This window comes from Nostoc sp. (assembly GCF_036917575.1).
GTDB lineage: Bacteria > Cyanobacteriota > Cyanobacteriia > Cyanobacteriales > Nostocaceae > Nostoc.
In genome coordinates this window covers 417,155-444,041 of the sequence record NZ_JBALDC010000050.1, presented here as the reverse complement: position 1 = coordinate 444,041, position 26,887 = coordinate 417,155, and the positions used below count along the sequence as shown (strand labels likewise).

25 protein-coding genes and 1 pseudogene are annotated in these 26,887 nt (G+C 40.7%); 14 read left to right on the top strand and 12 right to left on the bottom strand.

The window, feature by feature from the left end:
* Positions 1–18 precede the first annotated feature (18 nt).
* The 4 genes from chlP to V7K79_RS15310 all read left to right on the top strand — a co-directional run bounded on the left by chlP (position 19) and on the right by V7K79_RS15310 (position 4,758).
* On the top strand, positions 19–1,239 hold the full coding sequence (gene chlP, locus V7K79_RS15325; RefSeq protein WP_322720788.1) for a geranylgeranyl reductase: 1,221 nt from the start codon (positions 19–21) through the stop codon (positions 1,237–1,239).
* 214 nt (positions 1,240–1,453) lie between these two features.
* Positions 1,454–1,732, top strand: coding sequence for a hypothetical protein (locus V7K79_RS15320; protein WP_335048849.1), 279 nt, complete (start codon positions 1,454–1,456; stop codon positions 1,730–1,732).
* Positions 1,733–1,883: 151 nt separating this feature from the next.
* On the top strand, positions 1,884–3,248 hold the full coding sequence (locus tag V7K79_RS15315; protein ID WP_335048848.1) for a DUF3370 domain-containing protein: 1,365 nt from the start codon (positions 1,884–1,886) through the stop codon (positions 3,246–3,248).
* A gap of 157 nt (positions 3,249–3,405) precedes the next feature.
* Positions 3,406–4,758 (top strand): pentapeptide repeat-containing protein, encoded by a 1,353-nt coding sequence (locus tag V7K79_RS15310; RefSeq protein ID WP_335048847.1) that lies wholly within the window; start codon positions 3,406–3,408, stop codon positions 4,756–4,758.
* 20 nt (positions 4,759–4,778) lie between these two features.
* Here the strand turns inward: V7K79_RS15310 and V7K79_RS15305 are convergent.
* From V7K79_RS15305 to V7K79_RS15285, 5 genes and pseudogenes are all read right to left on the bottom strand, one after another.
* Positions 4,779–5,117: pseudogene (locus V7K79_RS15305) on the bottom strand (Uma2 family endonuclease); the annotation flags it as partial.
* Positions 5,118–5,306: 189 nt separating this feature from the next.
* A complete protein-coding gene (locus V7K79_RS15300) occupies positions 5,307–5,993 on the bottom strand; it encodes a calcium-binding protein (RefSeq protein WP_335048846.1) in 687 nt (228 codons plus the stop codon).
* A gap of 406 nt (positions 5,994–6,399) precedes the next feature.
* The gene (locus tag V7K79_RS15295) at positions 6,400–7,014 is read right to left on the bottom strand and encodes a Uma2 family endonuclease (RefSeq protein WP_335048845.1); all 615 of its coding nucleotides are present in this window, start codon (positions 7,012–7,014) and stop codon (positions 6,400–6,402) included.
* A gap of 141 nt (positions 7,015–7,155) precedes the next feature.
* A complete protein-coding gene (map, locus tag V7K79_RS15290) occupies positions 7,156–7,941 on the bottom strand; it encodes a type I methionyl aminopeptidase (protein ID WP_335048844.1) in 786 nt (261 codons plus the stop codon).
* The gene (locus V7K79_RS15285) at positions 7,941–8,960 is read right to left on the bottom strand and encodes a Gfo/Idh/MocA family protein (protein ID WP_335048843.1); all 1,020 of its coding nucleotides are present in this window, start codon (positions 8,958–8,960) and stop codon (positions 7,941–7,943) included. Before V7K79_RS15285 ends, map begins: the two co-directional genes overlap by 1 nt.
* A gap of 572 nt (positions 8,961–9,532) precedes the next feature.
* Here V7K79_RS15285 and V7K79_RS15280 point away from each other — a divergent pair.
* Positions 9,533–9,832 (top strand): ferredoxin, encoded by a 300-nt coding sequence (locus V7K79_RS15280; RefSeq protein WP_335048842.1) that lies wholly within the window; start codon positions 9,533–9,535, stop codon positions 9,830–9,832.
* Between the two features lie 235 nt (positions 9,833–10,067).
* On the opposite strand, the gene V7K79_RS15275 is transcribed toward V7K79_RS15280, so the two are convergent.
* Complete coding sequence (locus V7K79_RS15275) at positions 10,068–11,765, bottom strand: SpoIID/LytB domain-containing protein (RefSeq protein ID WP_335048841.1); 1,698 nt, start codon at positions 11,763–11,765, stop codon at positions 10,068–10,070.
* Between the two features lie 115 nt (positions 11,766–11,880).
* Between V7K79_RS15275 and V7K79_RS15270 the strand changes: the two genes are divergently transcribed.
* The 4 genes from V7K79_RS15270 (at position 11,881) to V7K79_RS15255 (ending at position 14,808) form a co-directional block, all read left to right on the top strand.
* Positions 11,881–12,144: a ParB N-terminal domain-containing protein gene (locus V7K79_RS15270; protein ID WP_104907642.1), complete on the top strand. Its 264-nt coding sequence runs from the start codon at positions 11,881–11,883 to the stop codon at positions 12,142–12,144.
* 112 nt (positions 12,145–12,256) lie between these two features.
* Complete coding sequence (locus V7K79_RS15265; protein ID WP_289799395.1) at positions 12,257–12,748, top strand: Dps family protein; 492 nt, start codon at positions 12,257–12,259, stop codon at positions 12,746–12,748.
* A 124-nt stretch (positions 12,749–12,872) separates the two neighbouring features.
* On the top strand, positions 12,873–13,517 hold the full coding sequence (gene grpE / locus V7K79_RS15260; RefSeq protein WP_335048840.1) for a nucleotide exchange factor GrpE: 645 nt from the start codon (positions 12,873–12,875) through the stop codon (positions 13,515–13,517).
* A 964-nt stretch (positions 13,518–14,481) separates the two neighbouring features.
* Entirely contained in the window at positions 14,482–14,808 is a 327-nt protein-coding gene (locus V7K79_RS15255; protein WP_335048839.1) for an STAS domain-containing protein, read from the top strand.
* Here V7K79_RS15255 and V7K79_RS15250 read toward each other — a convergent pair whose 3' ends face one another.
* The 6 genes from V7K79_RS15250 to V7K79_RS15225 form a co-directional block, all read right to left on the bottom strand.
* Positions 14,809–15,945: a PP2C family protein-serine/threonine phosphatase gene (locus V7K79_RS15250; protein WP_335048838.1), complete on the bottom strand. Its 1,137-nt coding sequence runs from the start codon at positions 15,943–15,945 to the stop codon at positions 14,809–14,811.
* A gap of 622 nt (positions 15,946–16,567) precedes the next feature.
* Positions 16,568–17,335, bottom strand: coding sequence for a DUF1350 family protein (locus V7K79_RS15245; protein ID WP_335048837.1), 768 nt, complete (start codon positions 17,333–17,335; stop codon positions 16,568–16,570).
* A 242-nt stretch (positions 17,336–17,577) separates the two neighbouring features.
* On the bottom strand, positions 17,578–18,297 hold the full coding sequence (locus tag V7K79_RS15240; protein ID WP_335048836.1) for a hypothetical protein: 720 nt from the start codon (positions 18,295–18,297) through the stop codon (positions 17,578–17,580).
* Between the two features lie 498 nt (positions 18,298–18,795).
* On the bottom strand, positions 18,796–19,047 hold the full coding sequence (locus V7K79_RS15235) for a hypothetical protein (protein ID WP_335048835.1): 252 nt from the start codon (positions 19,045–19,047) through the stop codon (positions 18,796–18,798).
* 427 nt (positions 19,048–19,474) lie between these two features.
* On the bottom strand, positions 19,475–19,735 hold the full coding sequence (gene psaK, locus V7K79_RS15230) for a photosystem I reaction center subunit PsaK (protein WP_335048834.1): 261 nt from the start codon (positions 19,733–19,735) through the stop codon (positions 19,475–19,477).
* 286 nt (positions 19,736–20,021) lie between these two features.
* The gene (locus V7K79_RS15225) at positions 20,022–20,669 is read right to left on the bottom strand and encodes an AraC family transcriptional regulator (protein WP_335048833.1); all 648 of its coding nucleotides are present in this window, start codon (positions 20,667–20,669) and stop codon (positions 20,022–20,024) included.
* Positions 20,670–20,832: 163 nt separating this feature from the next.
* On the opposite strand from V7K79_RS15225, the gene V7K79_RS15220 reads away from it, so the two are divergent.
* From V7K79_RS15220 to V7K79_RS15200, 5 genes are all read left to right on the top strand, one after another.
* Positions 20,833–21,363: an alpha/beta hydrolase gene (locus tag V7K79_RS15220; RefSeq protein ID WP_335048832.1), complete on the top strand. Its 531-nt coding sequence runs from the start codon at positions 20,833–20,835 to the stop codon at positions 21,361–21,363.
* 559 nt (positions 21,364–21,922) lie between these two features.
* Entirely contained in the window at positions 21,923–23,233 is a 1,311-nt protein-coding gene (locus tag V7K79_RS15215) for an efflux RND transporter periplasmic adaptor subunit (RefSeq protein ID WP_335048831.1), read from the top strand.
* A 243-nt stretch (positions 23,234–23,476) separates the two neighbouring features.
* Positions 23,477–24,217 carry an SDR family oxidoreductase gene (locus V7K79_RS15210; protein WP_335048830.1) on the top strand — a complete coding sequence of 247 codons (741 nt, stop codon included), beginning with the start codon at positions 23,477–23,479 and terminating at the stop codon, positions 24,215–24,217.
* 56 nt (positions 24,218–24,273) lie between these two features.
* Positions 24,274–25,368 (top strand): alkene reductase, encoded by a 1,095-nt coding sequence (locus V7K79_RS15205; protein ID WP_335048829.1) that lies wholly within the window; start codon positions 24,274–24,276, stop codon positions 25,366–25,368.
* A gap of 785 nt (positions 25,369–26,153) precedes the next feature.
* Entirely contained in the window at positions 26,154–26,885 is a 732-nt protein-coding gene (locus V7K79_RS15200; protein ID WP_335048828.1) for a class I SAM-dependent methyltransferase, read from the top strand.
* Positions 26,886–26,887 lie beyond the last annotated feature (2 nt).

Sequence of the window (26,887 nt, the reverse complement as noted above, 5' to 3'; positions counted from 1 at the left end):
AGATTGGGAGAAAGACCTTTGACACTACGGGTTGCTGTTATTGGGTCAGGCCCTGCTGGTTCATCTGCCGCAGAAACACTGGCAGCCTCTGGGATTGAAACCTACCTGTTTGAGCGGAAGCTAGACAATGCAAAGCCTTGCGGGGGTGCAATTCCTCTATGTATGGTGAGTGAATTTGACTTACCACCAGAGATTATCGATCGCCGGGTACGGAAGATGAAAATGATTTCGCCTTCCAATCGTGAGGTTGATATTAATCTGATAAATGAAGATGAATATATAGGAATGTGCCGCCGGGAAGTGTTAGATGGGTTTTTGCGCGATCGCGCGGCAAAAGTAGGCGCAAATTTAATTAATGCCACTGTTCATAAACTCGATATACCAGGAAACAATACTGATCCCTATACCATTCATTACATTGACCATACAGACGGTATATCACAGGGTATTGCCAAAACTCTGAAAGTGGATCTAATTATCGGGGCAGATGGGGCTAATTCCCGCGTTGCCAAAGAGATGGACGCTGGGGATTACAATTATGCGATCGCTTTCCAAGAGCGAATTCGCTTACCCGAAGACAAAATGGCCTATTATAACGACCTCGCCGAAATGTATGTCGGTGATGACGTTTCTACCGATTTCTACGCTTGGGTTTTCCCCAAATATGACCACGTAGCTGTTGGTACTGGTACAATGCACATCAATAAAGCTAGCATCAAACAGTTACAAGCTGGCATCCGCGCCCGTGCTTCTGAGAAGCTAGCAGGCGGTAAAATCATCAAAGTCGAAGCCCACCCCATTCCTGAACATCCCCGTCCCCGTCGTGTTGTCGGTCGCATCGCTTTAGTGGGAGATGCTGCTGGTTACGTTACCAAGTCCTCTGGTGAAGGTATCTATTTTGCCGCTAAATCTGGGCGGATGTGTGCCGAAACTATTGTAGAAGCATCTAATAGTGGTAGCCGTATTCCGACAGAAGGCGACCTAAAAGTTTACCTGAAGCGTTGGGATAAAAGATATGGACTCACTTACAAGGTGTTGGACATTCTGCAAACCGTATTCTATCGTTCCGACGCTACCCGTGAGGCTTTTGTGGAAATGTGCGATGACCTCGATGTACAAAGGCTAACATTCGATAGTTATTTGTATAAGACGGTTGTCCCAGCTAATCCCATCACCCAACTGAAAATTACTGCCAAAACTATTGGTAGTCTAATTCGGGGTAATGCCCTTGCACCTTAATTGCGTGCAAAGCACTGGAAATTACAACAAATACATTACTCAATTTTGTGGGGTGGACATCCTGCACGCTCATGAATCAGGGCGGGCAAGATGGCTACCCCACAATGTTGTATATAGCAGGAGGCAGGAGGCAGGAGGCAGGGGGCAGGAGGTAGAACCAAGAGTTACGGTGTCCAAAAATTGCAACTTGTAGGCGCGATAGCTTAATACAGCTTTGCGTAAAATCGTAGCGTTTTTAATACAGGGGGATACATTGGCATTGTTAGTCGATACATTGGCATTGTTAGTCGATACATTGGCATTGTCAGTCAATGCATTGGCATTGTCAGCCGATACATTGGCATTGTCAGTCGATGCATTGGCATTGTCAGCCGATACATTGGCATTGTCAGTCGATGCATTAGCATTGTCAGCCGATGCATTGGCATTGTTAGTCGATACATTGGCATTGTCAGCCGATGCATTGGCATTGCAGGGTATTGCCTTTCATTAATTCGTCGTGAATTAATGAAATGCTGTACTTAGTAAATAAAGTCAGGTCAGCAACAGGTCTGGCGTTGGCGTAGCCCGTCGTAGACATCGCTCTCAAAACAATTTAGGTATGCTGTATTCTGAACTTCAGCGATAAATTGCTTTTTGAATAAATGCTTAATCTTATTTCCTATTTGTTTTTGGCTCAAGCATCGCCTTCTCCTGCACCACAAGAAATCTTCGTTCCTCAACAAACAAGACCTTTAACAGGACATCTTGACGAAGTACCAGTATTTAACAGTAATAACCCAGAAGTAGTTAAGAGTGAAGGAATTCTGCTGTCTACATTTCCTCCTCAAGGCAAAAAAGTGCCCAGCGCCCACCTGAACTTTCCATTTCAGGGACGGTTTGATTTATTTTCTCACCATATTGCGAGAGCGATTGAGACTCCAAATGATTTGCGGACTCTTTATTTAGGGGTGATTGTTTACAATCCGAGCGATCGCTCTGCAACTGTCAATATATTGCAAGCAGCTAGTTATCTTAGTCAACCTGATGCACCTTTTATCAAACTTCCCGCCATGCAATCAAATAATTCGGGAAACATTTATGCTGGCCCAGGCGATCGCGTCATGAATGATCTGCTGCGAGTCAGACGGCAGTCAGGATGGCCAGCCCAGTTGGTAATTCCACCAAAACAAAGCCGGATGTTAATGAATCATCCTATTCCAGTGCGGACTTTAACCCCGCCATTAAATGGACGTTCTACTTTGTTGCATTTGTATAGTAATAGTCCAGTTTATCTGGCGAACCTAGCCATGTTTGCCAAACCCAATCCCGATGGTAGTGAACGAGCGCCTACTTTAGAAGAATGGGAGAACTTGTTAGAAAATGGTGATTTTGCAGGGCCGCGTGAACCTGCCCCCAGTCCTCCAGATAAGCTTGCAGGGGCAAAAGAAATTTACGGACGGGTAGCGGGGGTAGCTGTTGGCTCTCGTTGGCAAGCACAAGTTACCAACGAAAATAGTTCATATTTAACAATTCCCGAATCAGGACAAGCTTTTTCCTACGGTTTAAGTACCCTTTTGGCAGGCAAAATGGGTACTGGACAAAACCAAACTGCTAAATTAGTGGCGCGTTATCCTGGTACTGCTTACGAAGCTCACGGTAACTACGGCATTGAATACAACATCTCTCTACCATTAATCAACAATACAGATAAGCCGCAAACTATAAAGGTGCTTTTCCAAACGCCGATCAAAGAAGATGAGTTAAGTAAACCAGGGCTTCGCTTTTTTTCACCACCCCAACCATCTGTCTTTTTTCGAGGTACAGTTCGTATTCGCTACAATGACGATAATGGCTTACCCAGAACCCAATATTGGCATTTAGTTCAACAACGGGGACAGATGGGAGAACCGCTTGCTCAATTAAAAATACTACCCGGCCAGCGACGACTGGTAGAAGTAGATTTTCTCTACCCACCTGATGCCACGCCTCCTCAAATGCTGACAATTCAAACTGTAGACCAAACTTAACAATTCAAAATTAAAGACATTACTTAAGAGGATTTAAACCCCGACTGAAACTGCTATATATAAAGCTTCTCAGTCCTATGGAATACAGGTCTTTGGTTTAGTGCAATTTCTGATAAAACAGATGTTGAACTGAATCTGCTGGGGCAAAATAGAAAACATGACAATTGAATCTAATTCCTCTAATCTACCAACCCCAGAACCAGCACCCGAAAACGATTTGCAACCGGATGACTTTGACGGGAGTCCAACTGAGAAAAACCTCAGTTCAGAAGTACTAGCTACACAACAAGCTCTAGCGGCGATCGCATCTTTGAAATCTCCGCAATATACAACTGCTCTCCAACAAGCCCATTCTGATCTCAATCAACCTACTACCAAGCAATTTCTAGTTAAGCCGAGGGCATTGGTAATTATTTTAATAGCGATCGCCATCACCTTCACTGGAGTTATCCTCAATAACTGGATTATCGGCATTATTGGAACGCTAATAACTTTGCTCTTATCCCTAGCGATATTATTGCCTTGGTTCCAAGAAGTTTTAAACAACTGGTTTTCACCCCAAGAACGCACCTTGTTTGTGGCATTTTTGGGATTACTAGTAGCTATTGTTGGCTTGATTCGGTTTACAGGTGTAGGCGATCGCTTGCTTGTTTTAGGACACCAGATTAACTGGGACATTGCTGGAACTCTAGCAGATTGGTTTGGTGCTTTGGGGCAAATTCTGATCGCTGTCATCGCCGTTTACGTGGCGTGGCGACAATATGTCATTTCTAAAGACTTGACAATTCAGCAAAACCTGCTGACAGTTCAGCAAAATATTATTACCCAGCAACAGACAATTGATTCCTATTTTCAAGGCGTTTCAGACTTAGTATTAGATCAAGAAGGATTATTAGAAGATTGGCCCCAAGAAAGAGCGATCGCAGAAGGACGCACTGCGGCAATTTTAAGTAGTGTAGATGGCAGTGGTAAAGCAAAAATTCTCCGCTTTCTCTCCCGTTCCAAGTTGCTCTCACCCTTACAACGCGATCGGCTATTAGGTCGAGCTATTCTCGACGGGAGTGGCGGATATGCAGAAGACCGCCTAGAAGGTGTGCGTGTCATTGATTTAGGGGTAACGCTAGCAGGAGCAGACCTTTCTGGTACTGATTTGCGTTGGACTGACCTGAGCGAAGCTAATCTTGTCCGCGCTAATCTGAGCAGTTGTGATTTAGTAAAAGCCAACCTCTCGCGCACAATTTTATATAGTGCTAATCTCAGTAGTGCCGACATCAACGGGATTCGTCTATTCTATGGTGTAGTGGATAAAGCATCACCCCGTAGTCGTACTCAACCACCAAATTATCAAACTGGCGAACACACTGGCGCTGTGGTAGAAAATGCCGATTTCACGAATGTACAACGGATGTCTGAGTCTGCACGTAACTACTGTTGCACTTGGGGTGGCGAAAAAACTAGAAGTACTATTCCCGGCGGTTGTGAAGGTATTCCTAATAAGTTGGGAAGATAATTATAAGACTAGATAAAAAATTAGTTAGCCGCATTAAAAATCTGCTGTGCAGTTAAATTTAATTGGGGAAAGGTAGGTGATGAAATCGCGGTGTTACCTTGAAACGCTGTCATTTGATATTCACCATCAACTAATTCGCAGACAAAAATAGTGGGTTGTTTAGGATTGCCAATGAACTTTCTTGCACCCAATGCAGCATAATCAGCAATCCAATATTCGGGAATGCCCATTTCTTCATAATCTCCAAATTTATTATAGTAATCATCTCGCCAGTTGGTTGAAACAACTTCGATGACTATTGGAACCGATGCTGCTTGGCTTACTGTTGACTGTTTTTGAAAAAGCGGTTCATTGTCAACCCTAAAAGAGGGTCGAAATTTAATTTTTTGTAGGTTGGGTTAAGGAACGAGACCCAACAAGCGCGGAAACGTTGGGTTTCGATCCGCTTAACCCAACCTACAGTTAGTATTTCTAACGCAAACGCTCCCCTCCCCTTGGTAAGGGGAGGGGTTGGGGGTGGGGTATTAAGGACTTTTGCAAGAAGTCTATTAAACGATAATATCGCTTGCCACTAGTAGTGGTGATCCTTCAAGCTGAATCTCGAAATTAGCCGATAGATTACTATCAGTATTACCTTGGAGAATATCTTTTGAATAACGGATCTGGCCGCGTGCGGTGAATGCGCCACTTCCTATGTAAGTGAAGGCTTGGTCGCCCGCTATATTGGTATTAGCGTCTATGCCAGATAAATCGATTCGATCTCCTGGTAAGTTACCGTTTCCAACAAAATCTTTGATAATATCTCGTGACAAACCAGGTTGACTATCTGAAACTGAGTCGAACTGGAAAACATCGTTGCCATCACCTCCATAGAGAGTGTCAGTCCCAGCACCCCCATTGAGTAAATCATTGCCACCATAGCCAAAGAGACCATCAGTGTCCCCTTGCCCATAGAGGTAATCGTTGCCTGCAACGCCATCGAGATCATCTCCTTGAATGACATCGAAGCCAATATTCCCATAGATAGTATCGTTCCCAGCACCACCATTGATGAAATAGCTGCTAGGAGAAACAGTACCGAGAAAGTCGTTACCGTCGAATCCGTTTATGGAAACAATATCAAAATAACTACTCGGAAGAAAATTATCTCCTATAGGATCATCTATCTTAAAGTAAATTAGACTGTCAGGCCCTGGAGTACCGTTAAGAGGATTTGTATCTGCGAATTCTGCCATTGATGAGTTTCTCCTTAACTTAGAGGGTAAAAAAATTACCTCATCATTTCCCCATCATCAAACGGCGTTGCTGATTAAAAGTATGAATTTGGTTTCCTCCAAAGGCGCAAAGGAAACAGTTTAAAACATGGAGTTTTACACTTTCATTCAGCAACGCCGAGAAAATAAGTTGGAGAAATAACGAGTAGGAAGAGATAACAGAACCACACCTGATTTGAACAGGTCTTTGCTATTAACTCTGAAGATTTGAGAAGCAGTGGATTTATTGATAATGTTGACATCAAAATAGTGCCAAGAGTTATGTTACATCGTTTTGCAATTTTGTAACATCACCCTTACTAACGAATTATTAAGCAGTTCACATACTTCTCACCAGAGAGTGCCACGTCTTCCCCAATCTCTAACTCTAGCGACCTGCAACAAATATCTGTTCTGCGGTCAAATTCAGGTCTGGAAATGTTTGGGAGATGAGGCGTTCTGTTCCCCTAAATTGTTGTCCTTGATAAGTTCCATCGACTAACTGATAAATCGTGATCACAGGTTCTTTGGATAAGCCGATGTAGCGTTTGCCTCCTAGCCCTAGATAATCTACGATCCAATACTCTCCAATACCTAAAGCTTCGTAGTCTTCCACTTTCCGGGCATAGTCATTTTGCCAATTGGTACTGACAACCTCTACGACCAATTTAACAGATTTGCCTAGTGTAATCACTGGCTCAGTTCTCCATAATGGCTCATTCGCCAAAGTCGTCTGATCGAGAATCACAACATCGGGTCTAAAAGCTGAATTCTGACCTAATGGTTTAATCAGGCATTTCATGGGAATAAACCAAGGCAAATTGAGCAGATCAATTGCTACATTGAGCTTACGATTAATTAACCCAGCTACCTGTTCATGAAGTCCAGTGGGTTCCAAGTCGATTAGTTGTCCGTCGATTAACTCGTAGCGTACATCATCCACATAACCAGCAACGAATGCCTCAGAGCTAAGAGTACCTGTATTAATAGTGGCTGAGACCATCAAAATTTGTCCTTTCGGGTTCAGAACTAGAGCAGCAATATCTGCTTTTAATTATTCTAGCTAGCTCTACTGATGGGCTACCGCTTCAGACTACTGGCTTTAGTTCATCCCAAACGAAAGGATTTTTTTAGTAGGATGTTATTATACAGCCCAGTAATTCTCGCCTTCAGGTAAGGTAAAGATTTCAACGCCATCTTCAGTTACAGCTAAGGTATGCTCACATTGAGCAGAAAGCTTGCGATCGCGCGTGACAGCAGTCCATTTATCGCCCAGAACTTCGACTTCGTAAGTACCTTCGTTTATCATTGGCTCAATGGTAAAAACCATCCCTTGTCTGAGGCGCTTGCCCTTACCACGTGTACCATAGTGGGGCACATCCGGCGCAGTATGGAAAATATTACTGATGCCGTGGCCAACGAAATCTCGCACCACAGAAAAGCCTTGGGCTTCAGCATACTCTTGAATGGCTGCACCAATATCGCCAATGCGTGCCTCAGGTTTAACTTCAGCAATACCCAAGCGCAAACACTCTTCTGTCACCTCTACCAGCTTTCTCGTTTTTGGAGAAGGTGTACCAACAAAAAATGTCTTCGATGTATCGCCGTGATAACCTTCAACAATCGGTGTGACATCAATATTAATAATGTCACCATCTTTGAGGATTTGCTTGGCATTAGGAATGCCGTGACAAATCACCTCATTTACACTAGTGCAAATCGACTTAGGATAACCCTTATAGCCGAGGGGGGCGCTTTTTGCTCCATGCGCTTGCGTCCAACGTTCGGCTTCATCATTTAGTTCAAGAGTGCTAACCCCTGGCTTCACAAAGGGTTCCAAATGCTGGAGAAGTTTAGCAGCTAAACGCCCAGCTTGACGCATTTTGTCTAATTCTCTTTGGGATAAAATAACAATTAGTTCGGTTTTCATTAACTTTTATCTAAAATATCTTTCATAAACATAGTTAACCCTGTCTGTGCAGCTCTTTGTGCCGCATCAGCAACCTTTAAGGTATACAAGCTCTCCTCTGGGGTAACGTACAAAGGAGTGCCATCAAAAAGATGGTCTAACACCATACTCGTGTCTTTGGCGAACAAACCCCGGCGAGGGCCAACCTCTATAGAAGATGTTGTTTCCCCTGGCTGGACGAATATTCCGGTGTCGCCATCAAAAATTAAACCACCTTTTTCACCGTGAACTTCAAACTTGCGTTCTGATTGCCAAATGCTTTCGCCTTTGCCGTATACTACTTGGGCTAAAAGTCCACTGTCAAAGCACAGTTGACTAGTACACAAGCAGCTTTGATAGTATTCCGCTTCTATTTCCCAATATCGCTGGTGACAGTTAACACTAAATACTTTACCAAATAAATCGGTAAGACGATGTAGACGAGATAAAGCACCAATTAAGGGAAAACCGAAAAACTCGTGATTATAAGTCCATTTGCGGGGTGCAGGATTTTGGGGATTGATGGTGCTGTAGCGAGCATAAAAAATTTCACCAATTTTGGCTAAGTTTTGCTTCAAAGCTTGATGCAACCCACCCAAAAGTTCTAGATGTTCAACGTGTAGAAGTTTTTGTTGTGCTTTTGCTAAGTCAATTAGTTCCTCGGCTTCGATTACATCCAACGAAAGAGGATACTCTACAATCACATGTTTGCCGTTGGTAAGTGCTGCACGAGCGATCGCTCCATGATCTCGATTAATAGTGCAGATTGCTACTAAGTCTATATCTTCACGCTCTACTAGCTCTTGCCAAGTACTCAAAACTTCAATTTGGCACTCTCTAGCAAAGGTTTCGGTTTTTTCTTTTGTATGACCAACAACTGCAATTAACTGCGATCGCTCATCATGGAGCAATGCTTCAGCCCGAAACTTTGCCGCATACCCAGTACCTACCAAACCTACACGCACTCTTGCTTTTTCCAAAGCTGCTTCTGAATTATACATGATCCTCACTAGTTCTGTTTTTAATCTTCCCACGCTTCTAGTGGTAAGATTCTCTGTTTATCGGTTTTACCAGTCTAGACTCTACAATATTCGTCCTACTCCTCAAGGACAAATAAGACTTTGTTTGAAGCTATATACCGCTTTTCCATCACTCTCAGAAAACAATAATCGAAGCAGAAAACTGAAATGTTATATTTGTTTGATCCATAACGGGGGCGTTTAATCAGATTAGAAAATTAAACAGTCTTACTTTTATAAAGGAGTTGAAGGATCTCTTCTGAGTAAATCCTACAAAATATAGGTAACATTAACCTTACTCATATTTACTTTTCTGGAATATAATTTTTTCTAATCACAACCTGCGTTGGGTCGAAAATAATATAAATAAAACTTATCAGGATTAAGTAACTAAATTTCATTACTAATCGGGTTCAATTTCTAGGTACATCGCTTAATTTTTCTCGTAGTATCAGAATTGAAGCAAATTTAAACTAGCGGCTAATTCCACAGAACAGCCGTGCCTTTGCCTTAAGATAACTTATACTGCCGTTTGCAAAAGAGAGGATTACTCAATGCCAAGTTATAAAGTGACACTAATCAACGATGCCGAAGGGTTGAACCAAACACTTGACGTTGATGATGATGTCTATATTCTAGATGCTGCCGAAGAAGCTGGTCTTGACTTGCCTTATTCTTGCCGCGCTGGTGCTTGCTCGACCTGTGCAGGTAAAATCGTCAAGGGTACTGTCGATCAAAGTGACCAGTCATTCTTAGATGATGAACAAATAGAAAAGGGATATGTACTGACTTGTGTCGCTTACCCAACCTCTGACATAACAATTGAAACTCACAAAGAAGAAGACCTTTACTAAGAGTTAAGCTACTCAATCATAAACTTGCAAGAGTTACTAATGTTGACCAAATAGAAGTAGGGCATCTATAACTTATATCCTTGTAATGCCGTGCCTACCTCTGAAAGAGACTTTGAAAAAAAGTCTAATTTTATATTGAGCAGGAACACAGTGAATGTTGCGTTCCTGCTTAATTTTTTTGTCTCTTTTTAACTCGTGACTCCTAGATTTTGGTGCAACTTCAATGCCGATTAGCTTAAAGCTTAGTCTCTTTTTTGAGAATTTGAATCTGAGTACCAGGATAATAAAATTGGAGAATTTTTGGACTTGGCCAACCTAGTTTTGCTAAATTTTGAGCGCCAGTTTGACTCAAGCCGACTCCATGTCCTAATCCACCACCAATAAAAGCGTATCCCCAAAGTTCCGGTTTACCTTTGTTCAGGGGTTCTATGTAAAAAAGCGTACTTACCGGGGCTGCAAAAGCACTGCGAACTTCGTCTTTGTGGAGAATAAAGGTGTTGCGATCGGTTTTAATTGCAAGTTCAAGGATACGTCCACTCTGGCTTCGCTTCACTACTGCCATAGCCTGAATTGTCTTAAATTTGGCATAAGGACTGTTTTTCACCTGTAAAAATTTCTGCAAGTCCTTGATAATATCCTTTAAAGGGGTTTCCTTGTGCCAACGAAACATATCCCACTTGCTTTCATTAAATCCTTGTTGCGTGTTAATAAATTTTTGGAAGTTCTTTTCATCTGCTAAACTCTGCTTAGACAAGTCCCAAAACTTAGTCGGGGCATCCAGTACAGGACGCAAATAGGGACGATCGTCGCCATTCCAGACATCGCTAAAGGAAGCGGTAACGCCACCAGTGGTAGAAGAATACAGGGCGTCTACGAGTTCATTTTTATAAGTTAGTACTTTACCCCTAGTTGAGGCGATCGCTTGGTCTGTTTTGGCCCCTGCTCCCTTCAGCCCATAATAAACTTGGCAGTGAGTATCAGCACACAACTGATAATTATCTGCGGCAAACCTACGTAAATTTCTCAAAGCATAAGTCCGAGCAAGAATTGCCTGAGCTTCTAGCGCTGCCTTTGGTGCATCCGTACCTATTTCGTAAGGTACAACCCCACGCAAATAAGTTTCTAAAGGTACTTGGTTAACTAGAGTATATGTGCCATAAGCATTTGGCTGCAAATTTATTCGACCGGCATAAAGACGAGCAAACTCTGGTTTTTCGCTTTTATTTACCCGAATCAAGTTTTTATCAGTGCTAATTTCTAAGTCACTCGGGCTATAGCGATTACCATCTATCACCCAACTCACTCGCGGCACTTGTTTGACAATTTTAGTATCAAGATATACTCTTTCTTGAGTAGAAGCTTGGATGTTTTGTAATAACAAGCGTCGCAGTAAAGGAGTGCTGTAAACATCTCGTTTTGCCCAAACCTGCCAGCGTTCTGGCTGGGCTATTTCCACTTCCATTCCCTGAGAACGCCATTTATTAGCACTGTCTTCCGCATTTTCAAAGGTGCGGTATGTGCCCAAAACTACTACTTCTTCGACTGCTGACTGGGGTAAAGCTTGCATGACTGTCTCCAGCTTTACAGGATTCTTAGTAAACAGGATTTGCTGCTTATTGCCCGCTTGAAATTTTAACTTTAAGCGATCGCCTTTTACGGGTTCCAGTTGCAGCTTGGCTGTAGGCTGATCGCCAAATCGCTGCACAATCCCAATTTTCAGTTCTATATCCTGGATGTTGCTCTCAGGCCCTGATGCCGCAGTCAGTCCCAATAGACAAAATATTGTAAGCACAGTGTGGGGAAAACGCCAAAACGAAAATTTCATCGCTACCCGATAGGGAAGCGATAGCGAGTACTCAAGCGTTTTCTGCCCCTTAATGCGTCGTTGGAGCTGATTTTCCAATTGCTTTGTAGTGCGGTTTTTTTGTCGCATGAATGCTCCAATGATACCATTACCAATTTTGCTCTAAACACTAGTTGCAAAACAAAGTCATAACGACTATGATTTACATAGAGACAAAAAACAGAATTAGTTGGATAAACTCTTTATGGTAAAAGTCCAAGAAATTCCATTAAATCAGATAAAACGGCCATTACCCCGTACAAACGATCCAAATAAAGTACAAGCCTTAATGGAATCGATTGCGGAGATTGGGCAGCAAGAACCTATTGATGTCCTAGAAGTAGATGGACAATATTATGGTTTTTCTGGTTGTCATCGGTATGAAGCTTGCCAGCGTTTAGGCAAAGAAACCGTTTTAGCCAGAGTCCGTAAAGCACCCCGTAGCGTTTTGAAGATGCACTTGGCATAGAGAATGGGGCATGAAGCATGGAGAATAGGGACTTAGAGTATTCCTAATGCCCTGTTTAGCCAATGCCCAATTTCCAATCCCCAATTACATATAACCTAATTAGGAGAAAATTATGTCATCGAAAGTAACAGTTAAAAATGTAAATATCGGCATTGACGAGGCGAGTAGGGCTAAAATTGCCGATGGTTTATCTCACCTGTTGGCTGACACTTATACACTGTATCTGAAAACTCATAACTTTCATTGGAATGTAACGGGGCCGATGTTTCAAACATTGCATTTGATGTTTGAGACCCAGTATACAGAATTAGCCTTAGCAGTTGATTTAATAGCCGAGAGAATTAGAGCGCTTGGCTATCCTGCACCAGGAACCTACAGCGAATATGCAAAACTGAGTTCGATTCCAGAAACTCCCGGAGTTCCGAAAGCTGTGGAGATGATTCGCGAACTTGTAGAAGGACAAGAAGCCGTAGTCAGAACTGCACGGTCTATTTTCCCTGTGATAGAGGAAGTTAACGACGAACCTACCGCCGATTTATTGACTCAGCGGATGCAAGTACATGAAAAAACAGCTTGGATGTTGAGAAGTTTACTGGAAGAATAGGAATTAGGGAATAGGGAATAGGGAATAGGGAATGGGGCATCGGGAATAGAGAAAAAACTTAATCGCCAATACCCATGCTCAATCCCCAATACCCAGTCCCCAATTACCTAGTAACCAATACCCAATGCTCCATTCCCAAAAGTTGCAAGATTTAATGCAACAGGTAGGTATTTCTAGTTTTAAAGGGCTGAGTCGTGCGGCTGGTGTCTCAGAGCGTCAACTTTTGCGCTTACGCCAAGGAAAGCTAGAGCAAATGCGGGTAGATGTGCTGCTCAAGCTGTCGCCAGTGCTACAGATGTCATTGAATGAATTAATTGCAACTTTTTCAACGGTGGAGTTGTTACCACCGAAAACAGCGCCGACTCAGGAATTATTACAAGAAATTACACATTTAAGAAAAGAGTACGATCGCTCGCAGCTTCAATTAGAGCAACAGCGAGAATTATTGCTACAAGAACTCCAGCAGTCGAGTTTGCAACTGCTGGAGTCTTTATTATTGCAATGGCCCACAGCAGCACAGAAAGCGCAGGAGAATCCCCAGTTAGCAGCAGTCAAAATAGTACCGTTGGTGCAGAAACCCCTGGAAAAGCTTTTACAGGCGTGGGGAGTGGAAGCGATCGCACTTGTGGGAGCAGAATTACCTTACGATCCCCAACTGCACCAATTACTGGAGGGAACTGCACAACCTGGAGAAATAGTCAAAGTACGCTACACTGGCTACCTTCAAGGTGAGAAACTACTTTACAGAGCCAAAGTGAGTCCTGTTTGAGGGAGTAACAAATTCATAACTCTTTACTTTTTGTCTTATCTGTCGAGAAATGACAAATATTGGGAATACTAAGATAGCAGAGGCGATCGCCTTCAGAAAACTTGTTTTAAAGCTTTGGTGTCGGTTCTAGCTCAATATGCTTGGGTTAAGGGAGACAGGGCTTGGTGGGGGGACAAGCAAGAGGGGGAAGACAAGGGAGAAATTTCTTCTTATCTTTGTCCTCCTTGTCTCCCTTGTTTTCCTTGTCCCAGTAAATAGAAGATGCTTAACCCAAGCGTATTGGGTTCTAGCTTGCTTGGCGTTGTTGAAATCTAAATTTTTGGCTCTAGAGCGGTAGTCCAGAGGTTAATTATTTCAATTATGTAAGTAATTGGACATAAATAAATGTAGATCCTAGTTACTGTCATAAGGAAGGAAGGGAGGAAAAGTTATTGCTAGACTCAGTTTAGCTACACGAGCGCTGCGACTGGTTAAATTTTGAATTGCTTAATAACAGCTATTTTCATGAGATTTATTGGAGAATCTCAGTTTTGCAAAAATCTTTGGTAAATAATCTGAAAAGCACTAACTTCAGCTTGTATGTAAATAAGTATATATCTAAATCCATAAAATGCAAGTAAGTCAGCATTGAAAAATAAATATAGATGATAAAACATCAATTGAACGAACAGTTTATAAATTGGTCATATTAACATTTTTACAAAACTAAATATACCAGTTATTTATAATGCTGACTTACTTAGCTGGCTTATTTATATAGTCGGAAAACTATACTTAATTAAGTAATAATTTTTAAAAATTACAAATAACTAAATTCAAGTTTTTATAATTAATATTTATCAATTCTGATTAATTATCAATAATTACTCAATATTTAATCTTAAATTTTATTTTACAAGCATTTTTAAATACCCTATAATAGCGAAATCAGAACATTATTTACACAAGTCAGAGTATCATAATTATGATAGAACAAGTAAAAGTTATTAAGCTCAGTGGGAATTTGAACGCCACAACTTCACAAGACTTTCGACAAAAAATCACTGATATTTTAGAAAACGGTGCAAAAATTGTGTTAGTTGATTTTAAAGATGTAACATTTATGGATAGTTCAGGTTTGGGAGCTTTAGTATTAGCTTTTAAAACCTTGCGAGCAGCGGATACGAAGCTTGTTCTTTGCTCAATTAATGAACAAGTCAGGATATTATTTGAACTGACTAATATGGATAAAGTATTTGAAATTTTTCCAAATCAAGATGCATTTAATCAGGTTTTAGTCTCTAATCTGTAATTAATCAAACTTCATTTGCAAAATAGATAAATCATCATCAAAAGCATCTTTGGAGTTCAGAGCTATTAAATAACTGAGTACGCAATCGAGTTGGCTATCAACAGGATCTTGTAAGCTAACTAGTAGCTGAATAAAAGCATCCAAACTCCAAAGTGTGCCGTCTGATTTAGTTATTTCATAAGCGCCATCACTAAAAATATAAAGGGTACTGAATTTTTCGATATTGCAAAATCCATCAACATATTTTGCCTCTGGAAACATGCCAACTGGCATACCAGGGGTTTTCAATAGTTTAACTTCAGACTTTCTCGGAGATATACCAGTTACTAAAACTGCTGGTGGATGACCTGCACTAGCATAAATTAACTGGCGGTTAATTCGGTTGTAAACTCCATACCAAATCGTAAAGTATTTATCATTTTGATAGTTCATCTGAAAAGTATCATTTAAAGCCTTTAATACATCACTAGGTTGATAGTAATCAAGACTTTTGAGCGCACGAGAACGCAGCAGATTAAGCACTGAAACAGAGGGAAGAGTAGCTTTGAGTCCATGTCCAGCAGTATCAAGTAAGTAAATTGCCAGATAGTCATCATCAAGCCAATAGTAATCGAAACAGTCACCGCCAAGTTGTCGTGAGGGAATGAATCGGAAATTTATATTGAAGGGTTCAGTCATGGAAAAAGGTAGCAGCGATCGCACATATTCTGCTGCTTCTGACATTTCTGATTCTAAAAGCAACTTTTGAGCTTGCAAATCTCTACTTAATTGATGCAGGCGTAATCCCGCTCTTACCCTCGCTTGTAATTCATTATGCTCAATAGGTTTAGAGATAAAATCATCAGCACCAGCATCTAGACCTTTGACGCAATCGGCAACGGAATCTAAAGATGTTAATAAAATAAAAAATGTGGTAGAAAATTTGGGGTCTGCCTTAATGTGGTGGCAAACTTCCAAACCATTTAATCCTGGCATAATCCAATCACAAATAATTAGTGCTGGACGATAAGCTAATGCCTTTTCTATTCCTTCTTCGCCGCTACTGGCAGTAATTACTTCATAACCTTGTTTTTCCAACATCCTCTTCAGGAGTATTTTTATTGAATAGTCGTCATCAATTATTAGTATTTGAAACATATAAATTTGTTGAAAACACTCATTAATAATTTTTTGTCAAAATAGAAAATAAAAATATGTATCAATACAGAAATGCTGCTATAGTGCTTATCGTACCCTGCGGGTACTGCTTCTCTCAAGTGAAGATGCCAACGCGAACGGAGAACTCGTAGAGTAGCCGCTATACGTCTATGTATGCAATATACTTTGACTCCTCTGTTTTAAAAACAGAGAGTACACCGCGTTGTAGCAACAGACGTAAAGAGTTGAGGGTTTGGTCTTTATTAGACTCAAATGAGAAGCACTATAACTCATTTCTATTTACTCATCGAATTTACAACTGTTTAACAGTCATAAAATACAGCAGATTGCAAGTAAGTGAAGCAGCGCGGTCTTCTCCCAAAGGGAGAGGCTAGCGCCAAGGGGGTTTCCACGCCACTTGCTTCAACGGGGGGAACCCCCTTGGCGCAGTGGCTCCCCATGAGCGACTGCTGTTAGCGCAGCGTTAGCGACGCAGGAGCGTCACCCGCTTTCTTAAGGTACAAAATCCAGGACTGATTTATCAGATATAAAGAGTTTCTACCTCTTCCCTCCTGCCTCCAAATCCGTAACTTTGTACATCATGCAAATGAAAACTGCTGTATTATGGCGCTCCCAAAGGATTTAGCCATAAAAGAATGTTGCTTTTTAACTGGTTTAAGTCGCGGTATGCTTCTTGCTTGAACCATTGCCCTAAAGCGTCAAAGAAAGTAAAAGATGTTCCCGTTTGCCATTTAATATCTTGACCTAAAGGTGTTGTATGATTTCCTGGTAACGTTTGCGCTGTCACCATCTCATCAAAACGTTCTTGTAAGATTTTGGTTAAAGCTACCGATTGATCGATGGTGTCATTACTAAATTTTATTAATAAATTGCGCCGGATATTGTAACGTTCTTGGACAAGTTTGTTAGTTTCTAATGGCGAGGGGGTAAACTCGATTTTCAAAGTAGAATTGAACTGCTCCACTAGAGGGATAGCTTCTTTAGCGGCATAGTTGTTAAAGGATATTAAAATATTGCCTGCACGTTCTACTTTAAAAAGGCTACCAATCAGCAAATGGAGTTTACAGCCCATACTGTGTCCAACACCATAGATGGGCAAGTAAAGCTTGCGTAATGCCCCAGAATCATGCAATCGTTCGAGGGTGCGGTCAAAATTTAACAGCACGGAATTGGCGATCGCAGTATGATCTAATGTGTTGACAAAAGGCGTAGCAATTACAACATAGCCTTTACTTGCCAGTTGTTCGAGTAACCAGCGATAAGTGATGTGCGGTGCAGTGGCGACAAATGCACCTCCTAAAAAATGAACGATACCTATGGGATTTCGGGGAATAATTACCCAGTTCCCTCTAATTTCTTTCCAGTCCATGCGGATAAGCGATCGCTTTACGATTATTCTTTATGTTAGACCGGAGATCGCAACCGTGGGAAGGATTATGGAAAAAAGCCATTGAGAATATTTTACTAGTAGATTAGCAGCCAACTCACCCAGCAACCTCTATGAATTTATCAGCAGCATCTACGCTTTCTCCAACTCTGACTGAGTACTGAGTGAATTTAAGAGGCTTTCTAAATTTCTATACAAAACTTAATTACGAATTACGAATTATCTTAACGTTGAGTCTGTAATCTTTTCATCTCGTATTGTACATCTAATGCAATTTGTAATGCTTCATTAAGTAACCTTCCATGCTCAGTAGCCTCTTCTGTTACTTGCATAGCTGTTAAAGTTGCTAAGTTGTTAACAAATAGTTCTGTATTACTCAAGATAAAATTCTTATTCTCTCTCAAAATTCTTTCTGTCTTCAAAGCACGAATTAAATCAGCTTTGGTAAGTTTAAGTGCTTCGAGCGCACGCTCTCTTTCCTTTATAATTACTTCTGGATTACCAGCTTCTTCTATTTGGTCATTGATATCTATAACATTAATAACAGTATTATATCTCTTCACCTCCTTTAACAGAATTTGCAAAGATTTTGTCATCTTAGCTTTAACAATCTTACTTCTGCTTTTCCAGATCAGATATAAGATGCTTTGCGTCATACCACCAACCAAAAGTCCTAAAAAAATTAATAATATCCATGATGGAATTGTTATCCATCTAATAAACATTTTGATAATTATATCAAAAAAAATATAGATGAAAATAAATGTAGAAAATCCTAGAAAAACTACAGTTGCTCCTTCAGAACTTTTAAGCTTTTGTATATATATATATGCTAATCTCTTAAAAGTGTTTGTAATGATGAAAAGTTCTTCATTAACAGGTAAATTAGTCAGCTTTTGTAGATCGTTCTGACTAATTTCCAAGCTTTGTAAATCATCCCGCACAGCTTTTAAACCCTTGCCAGAATAGTTATTTCATCTAATATAGCAATCAAATTTCTAGAATGCTGGTATTTTGTCTAAACTTTTTCAGGCAAGTTAATACTTATAGGCAATGTCAATAAGGTTTGTACAATATGATACTCTTTTGCCAGAATAATTATTTACAGCAGAATTGAGGAGTAAAACACGCTTTATACTTAGGTAACATACTTAGCTTATGTACCTGCTAAACTTGAAATTTGCTGTATACTATAATAAACAAGACTCTCAAATTATAGTTTCAATTATTACAATTTAAATTAAATTACTATCTAATAGTCAGGATATAAAAACAAAACTATTTCTGAACTTTATCATCTCTCTTTTTTCTATGTACTCTGCGCCTCTGCGGTAGATTAAAATTGATAACCAGATATAGTAGATTTAAAATTGGTGAGGTTGACAAGCTAAGTCTGTTACCCAGATATAAAATGATATTTTAATTCAAAATTAGGCTGTATCTCACCTATAAATCTGAATAAATAGGGAATAACCACTGACAGCAAGAATAAAAAGGATAGCAGCAGGAAAAATTACTACATCCCTGACAATAAATAAAATCCAATCTTTTCTTAGTTCTTGTTTAAACTTGAGTTCTCGCAGTTTTCGCTCAAGTTCTAAGTCTTCTTGTGACTGCAAGTTTACAGGTGACAAAACTAGCGGATTGTCGCCTTTGCTGGCAATTATTTTTGATAAATCTGTTATATCTGTCATGTTGTTTAGATACCAATAATTTTAGTTTCAGGATTTTGGTTATCATCTGCAACCCAGATAGATTTGCCTTTTTAATTGGCTTCTATAGCTACTTCTAGTAGTGCGTAGGCATCCAGGTAAGAGCATCTCAATATATTACGCCAGATTATTTGGTGTATTCCTCAAGTTCTGGCGAAAATCTAAATTTATTTAAATTTGTTGAGTTTTTGCTTGTGTAGTCATTTCTATTTTAGTTATACTTCACCACGTTTCGGGTTCATTGATCAAATCCAATACTTCTTATTGAACCAGTGTCGAACAAAAAATATCTAAAGCATCCTGGTGATTTCTCAAGACAATTTAGTGAAAAAAGAGCCAGAGAACTAACTCTCTGGCTCAAAGCTGGAGACAAAAAAATCATCAAATAAAGGCTGACTTGGGTAAGAACCTAAATTCTTCCCAGGTTATGCAGCCCTAAAATAGCACCTACTCCCAAGATATGACCAAAGGCGGTAGTCGCTAAAAGGGCTGGTACACCAAAATTACTCAAGAAATTGGCTGAGGGTAGTTTTGGTTCTGCGTCGGGATACTTGATGGTAGATTTACCAAAGGCAATGGCAATGATATTAGCAATAATCATAATCAGTCCAACTGTAGGACTCCATTGCAGAGGTGTGGTTGCAGCAGCGAGTAAGGTTGAAGTCAACACCTGATTTGCTCCTGAAATTTATTAATGGTTGAAATCATAATCTGAAATTTTCCGAAGCAAATTCAATAAATCACCCGATTTTGCATCAATATTTAACAGTTATTATTACTACTTAACGTAAGTTGCTAGTTAATGTCCATCCATAAACTGTATTTATATTGATACAAAAAACCAGGTTTTAAGTAGTGCTAAATACCAAAAAAAATCTTGTACTTAAGTAAAGGCGCTTTTTGATAACTAGCAACCTGGGTTATTAGTCCTTTGCACCAATAAACCTGTCCAATTCTTATTTCCCTAAATTGCTACGCAGCTTGGCGATGTCACGATGCGGGGGAATACCAAATAGTTTTTTATATTCTCGGCTGAAATAAGACGGGTCATCGTAACCGACGCGAAAGCTGGCGATCGCGACGTCCATGTTCTCGCCGAGCATCAGACGGCGCGCTTCCTGAAGCCGTATTTGTTTCTGGAACTGCAAGGGACTCATTGCCGTAACAGACTTGAAATGAGAGTGAAAGCCTGACACGCTCATGGCGAGTGAGCGGGCTGTATCTTCGATCTTCAGCGGCTGTGAAATGTTCTCGCGGATTTGCCTGACGACCCTAGAGATGCGCTGCGCGTCGCCTTCGGTAGTGATCAGCTGGCTGAGGCGCGCGCCTTGTTTTCCTTTTAAAAGCCGATAGATGATCTCGCGGATGATCAGCGGCGCGAGAAACTTCATTTCGTCCGGCGTGTCAAATAGTTTCACCAATTTGACGACCGCTTCCAGCAAATCGGCATCAACCGGGCTGACATCCATCGCCTTGACTCCGGTGCCGCTTTTTTTAGTTTCGATGCCAGATTCAATCATCACCGCAGCGACAAGTGCCGGATCGAGGTCTATCCGAAGATTCAAATAAGGTTTTTCCTCAGACGCTTCGACGACATTACTCATAATCGGCAGATCAAGCGTTGAGATTAAGTAATGACCGGAATCATAGTGAAATACAGTTGACTTTCTTGGCACCCGTCCGTTTGTTGACAGAAACCGAATTGGAATAATTGGAATTTGTGGTAGCGGAAGCTTTGTTATCAGTGCCGCTAAGATTGATCCACGAATGAAAGCGATCGCAACTGTCAGCATGTACGATATGGGAGCAGCCAACCGAAATGCACTTAACCATTCGCTGACCCTTGAGCAGAGAAAGAAAATCCAGTCGGAGGCTGCGGAGCAACGTTATGTAGAGTTTACCGATGGTGAAACCAAATATACGGGTGGGACTGTACATAAGTTAGATGAAAACACAGACCCCATCCAGCGTGAGTTTTATGATTTTTACCGTACACCGCGAGGTGAATACACTCCAAAAGGAGGATCACCGGAACTCACAACGCACCCGACGTTAAGCAGTAACGTTAAGTTTATGAATTTTTATCCGTTTAATGACATAGAAACGATTTCCCCTCGTCCTATGCTTTTCATCACGGGTGATAAGGCTCACTCAAGAGAGTTTAGTGAGGATGCCTACAAACGTGCAGCCAAACCCAAAGAATTGTATATCATTCCGAATGCAGGACACGTTGATTTATATGACAGAGTTGAGTTAATTCCCTTTGATAAACTTACATCATTTTTTACTGAACATTGAAAGTAACGTTCGTTTGGGATAAGAACCGAAGAATTATTGAATAAACCGTCGCTTGAGATACAACGACGGTTTATTTTCAAGTAATTTAAACAATAATTGAAACAAATCTTTGTCACGATGATTGAATTCGTATTTGCACTCGAATGAGTGCAAATAAAAGTTCTGTTAAAGATTGACTCTCGATTTTTAAGAAGCGGTCTAACTATTTGACTGTGGTAGCTAGTTTGAATTTCAATATCTAAAATAAGCAACTTATTAGTCTTGATTTATACTTAGATAACAGTAATTCGGATAAAATTATTTCAATTCATCCATAGTAATTCGGGCAGTAGTTAGGAATAAAAAGATCCCCGACTTTTGAAGGATACAGTTGAAGTCAAAAATTTAAAGAGCGGATTCACCTTTCGGTAGATTTAGACAGAATCATCAAAATTGTATATTTGAATGAGATAACACATAATTTGCTACAAAACCTCATGCTAAATCAGTAATTTCCAGAGCAACAGATGAAATTTTGATTGAATTATAGTTAATTTGTTCTTTAAGTTCCTCAAAAGCCATGACATCCCCTGAGCCTCAAACTGATTTTGGAGAAAAAACTCCACAAACGTCATTTGAGCCACCTTCTGGAAAACGGCGGTGGCTTTGGTTAAGTTTAGCCGCACTCCTATTTTTAGGGGGCGGAGGAACTTTAGTTTGGCGTTTACTCACTCCGCAAAATTCAGCACCTTCAAATGCTAATGCTCAACCTCAAGGGGTAAGAGTCAAAATATCAACAGTACAAAGCGGCATCATTGAGGAAAGTTCAGATTTTATTGCTAGTCTACAATCCCTACGCTCAGTCACGCTCCAGCCGAAAATTCTGGGTCAAGTTACCCAGATACTTGTCAAATCGGGAGATCCAATCGTCGAAGGAGCTGCAATTCTCCAAGTAGATCCTACACCACAGGCTGCGATCGCTAGGAATAATACTGTGCCTCAAGCATTTTTCGTGCAACTGGCAAATGCCCGCGCTACACTCAAATCTTTAGAAGCAGAACGACCATCCTACGTTGCAAATGTGCAATTGTACCAGCAGAACTATGATAAGTTTGTCAGCCTAGCTGAACAAGGAGCCGTGTCTCGACAGACTAGCAATCTGTTTGCTAATCGGCTTGCCAATGCTAAGACTAGTTTGGATGCAATTGATTCCAGGATTCAAGCACAACGAGCCACCATTTTGCAGGCTGAAAAATCCTTGCAGCAATCTAATGTAAATACTCAAACACAACAGCCCCAGTCTGACAAAATTACCGCTCCCTTTAGTGGCACAGTTGGCAACATCCCAGTGAAAGTCGGTGATTTAGTTAATACTTCTACACCATTAGTTAATATCAAGCAAAATCGACCTTTAGAAGTGAATATCTCTGTACCACTACAGCAAGGGCCTCAATTGCGTAAAGGTATGCCAGTAGAGTTGATGAACACACAAGGGCAAAAGCTTGGTAGAAGTAGAATATTTTTTATTGCACCTAATGCCAGCAATGAAACACAAACGATATTGATTAAAGCACTTTTTGACAACACTAACGGTCAGCTACGTGCAGATCAATTGGTCAGGACTAGAGTGTTCTGGAATCAGCGCCCCGGAGTTTTAATTCCTACAACAGCAATGACTCGTGTAAGTGGAGACACTTTTGTTTATGTAGTTGAAACAGAAATATCTCCCCAAGGTGTATCCCAACAAATAGCTCGGCAAAGGCGAGTGAAGCTAGGCGAGATCAAAGGTAATAATTACCAAGTTATTGAAGGATTACAGCCAGAAGATAAAGTTATTATTTCAGGGTTGCTTAATGTTAGGGATGGTGTTGCGATCGTTCCAGAATTTTAATTAAGAAAGTAGAAGAGAAGTCTCAATCTTGTCTCCTACCAATCTTCACCCAAGAGCGCGTGTATCTTCACCTCTTGCAAAGTATTTTCATTTCTCCCGCCTGAGAGTTACTTAAATTCGCTGGCGGGATTTTGGCTGGAATGAAGTCTACAGTTTTAGCAGCGATCGCTAAATTTAACCTTGGAACAGTACTCTAAGAGCAGATAATCACTTTAGTGAACCAAAATAAAACTCAATTAATCTATGGCATCAATAGCCGGTAAGGTTGCAATTATCACTGGTGCATCGCGGGGAATTGGACGAGCGATCGCACTAAAATTAGCTGGTAACGGCGCATCTATTGTCGTCAACTATGCAGGTAATGCAGGCAAAGCAGAAGAAGTTGTTGCAGAAATTGAAAAGTTGGGAGTAAAGGCAGTTGCTATCCAAGCTGATATTAGCAAAGTGCCTGACATCCAAAGGTTATTTGAGCAAACTCTGGAACGCTTCGGTAAAATCGATATTTTGGTCAACAATGCCGGAATTGCTTTCTATAAACCAATTACTGAGGTCACAGAAGAAGATTTCGACGCGATTTTTGCCATCAATGTTAAAGGCACTTATTTTGCTTGCCAACAAGCCGTGCAACACATGGCAGAAGGGGGACGGATTATCAACTTTTCCTCATCAACTACGGTGATGATGTTGCCAACTTATAGTGCCTATGTAGGAACTAAGGGTGCTGTTGAACAAATTACGCGGGTACTAGCTAAAGAATTGGGTGCAAAGGCGATCGCAGTTAATGTTATTTCTCCTGGCCCCACCGATACAGAACTATTCCGAGAAGGTAAAACACAAGAACAGATAGATCGTTTAGCCCAAATGGCTGCTTTTAATAAACTCGGAGATGTGCAAGAAATCGCCGATGTCGTAGCATTTCTCGCTAGCGATGAAGCCAGGTGGATCACTGGACAAAACATTCGTGTCAACGGTGGGATCGCGTGAGGAAAGTTTCAAAACCTCAGCCAGTAATGTACAACCTCGTAATAGAAATTTAAGCGATGAATTCCAATATCAATCTTTTCACACCAGTTCAGATCGGCCCTTACACCCTACCAAACCGGATCGTAATGGCACCGATGACGCGTTTACGAGCAATTGCAAGCATACCCAACTCGCTAATGGCAACTTACTACACCCAACGCGCTAGTGCTGGGCTGATCGTTACCGAATGTACAATGGTTTCACCTCTTAGTTTAGGATACACTAACTGCCCTGGAATTTACTTAGAAGAACAAGTCGCAGGATGGCGGTTGATAACTAATGCAGTACATGAACAAGGGGGTAGAATTTTTTTGCAACTTTGGCATTCTGGGAGAGTTTCTCACTCAGCTTTACTCAGTGGGAAGTTGCCAGTTGCTCCTAGTGCGATCGCTGGGATTGGCTCACTCCACACACCCATAGGTAAAGTATCGTTAGAAACTCCCCGTGCTTTAGAGAGTGTAGAAATTTCTGAGATTGTTGAGCAATTCCGCAAAGGTGCCGAAAATGCTTTGACGGCTGGTTTTGATGGGATTGAACTTCACGGTGCATTTGGCTATTTAATCGACCAATTCCTCCAAGATGGCTCGAACCAGCGTACAGATGAGTATGGCGGTTCCGTAGAAAAACGTAGCCGATTCCTCTTAGAAGTTGTGGAAGCAGTCGCTAGCGTTTGGGGTGCAAATCGGGTTGGTATCAAACTTTCGCCAAGTAACACTTTTTATGGAATGTATGACTCCAACCCTCAAGAAACTTTTGGTTATGCGATCAATGCTCTTAACCCCTTTGGACTTGCCTATCTTCACCTGATGGAACCGAACGAAGTCGATTTAAAAACCCGCGAAGTCATGAACCCTGTTACACCCTACTTCCGCCAAGTATTCCAAGGTACTTTGATTACCAATGGTGGCTACGATCGCCCAACAGGAGATAGTATTCTTACTAGTGGCAATGCAGATTTAGTTTCTTTTGGCAAGTTATATCTTGCTAATCCTGACTTACCAAAACGCTTAGAACTTAACGCACATTTGAACACCCCAGATCCAAAAACATTTTATGCCTCTGACGCCACAGGATACACCGACTATCCATTTTTAGAACTTCAGACCAATTAAAGGAATCACAGTCATCTCTAAATCAAACATATAATTTGTCAGTTGCAAAACTTGTCGGTTTTATATTTGTCCAAATAGGAGAACACGCCCGTGCTACCTGACGATGAAAACGAATTGCTAAATGTGGGCTGAAAAAGTTTGTATTAATATCGCGTCCGGCTGATCAGTTATAATTCCCTTTCTCTATGCAGAAAGTACGACGAACAGAAGTTACAAGACCCAGAAATAAAATTTGCTTTATATCTGGTTCTTGAGTTTAAAAACTGTAGTTCATTAACTTGCAAACTGCTTTCATGAAGCTGTCTTTTAAGCACATAAATGCGAAGTATCTCATATCGTGTCCGGTTAAAGACTTATCATTAAGACCGCAGAGGGGCAGAGGTGCAGAGAAGAGGGGTTTTTGGATTTTCTGCATAGAGAAAGGGAATTATAACTAATTAGCCGGACTTGATATCAAGAGATACTTTACATTCTTGCTTTATATACAACTTATACAATCAATTAACAGGTTATTAACATACCTTTATGCATTGATGCTACTTTAATGCCTTATTCTCAAAGATATCAAAAGATTTACAAAATATTTAATATTTGAGTGTATTACTAACTAAAATTTCAATAGTTCTTAATAATACATTAGTTAATATAAATAATGATTAACTTTTTACAATGCTTTTTTAGTATTATCGTTTAATATTTCAATGACTACAGAAGTTACGTGCTCTCTATATAAATTCTAGATTTGCTAGCTATTGCTAAGTTTCAAATATTTCGGAGATATTTTTGTGTCAGTTATTAAAATTGCACACGAGCAGACCCATGCATACCAAAGATTTTCAAAACAGTATTCTAATTTAGGAATTGAAGGGACATATTATCTTGCGTTCGCCGATATTCCCCAACTCATTCAAAACCCTACTTGCGGTTTACTAGCTCTAGATTTTGGGTGTGGAGCAGGGCGATCGACTCGGTTTCTCAAGTCTTTGGGATGGAATGCGATCGGTGTTGATATCAATGCCGAAATGTTAACCCAAGCTCGTCAAATCGATCCAACCGGAACATACTATTTGATTGATGCATTGCCGTTGCCTTTTGCAGATGCTAACTTCAATCTGATTTTTCAAAGTTTTGTCTTGCTCGAATATTCCTCTATTTCTCAGATGATAGAAACACTCCAAGAATGCGATCGCCTACTAAAAAATGATGGCATGGCGATCGTCATAACTTGTTCAGAGGAATATTACTCCCATGATTGGCTGTCGTTTCAAAATGATTTTCCAGAGAATCATAGCCTTCAGTCAGGGGAAAAAGTTCGAGTCTCGATTCGGGGAACAGAGATAGTCTTATATGACTACTACTGGACAGATCGAGACTACCGAATTGCGTTTGAGCAGGCGGGGTTTGAGGTCATTCAAGCGCAACGACCTCTTGCTCAAGGAAACGAACCCTTTACCTGGGTAAGTGAACTAGAGCATCCATGTTGGGTGATTTATTCACTCAAGAAACGTACTAACTAAAA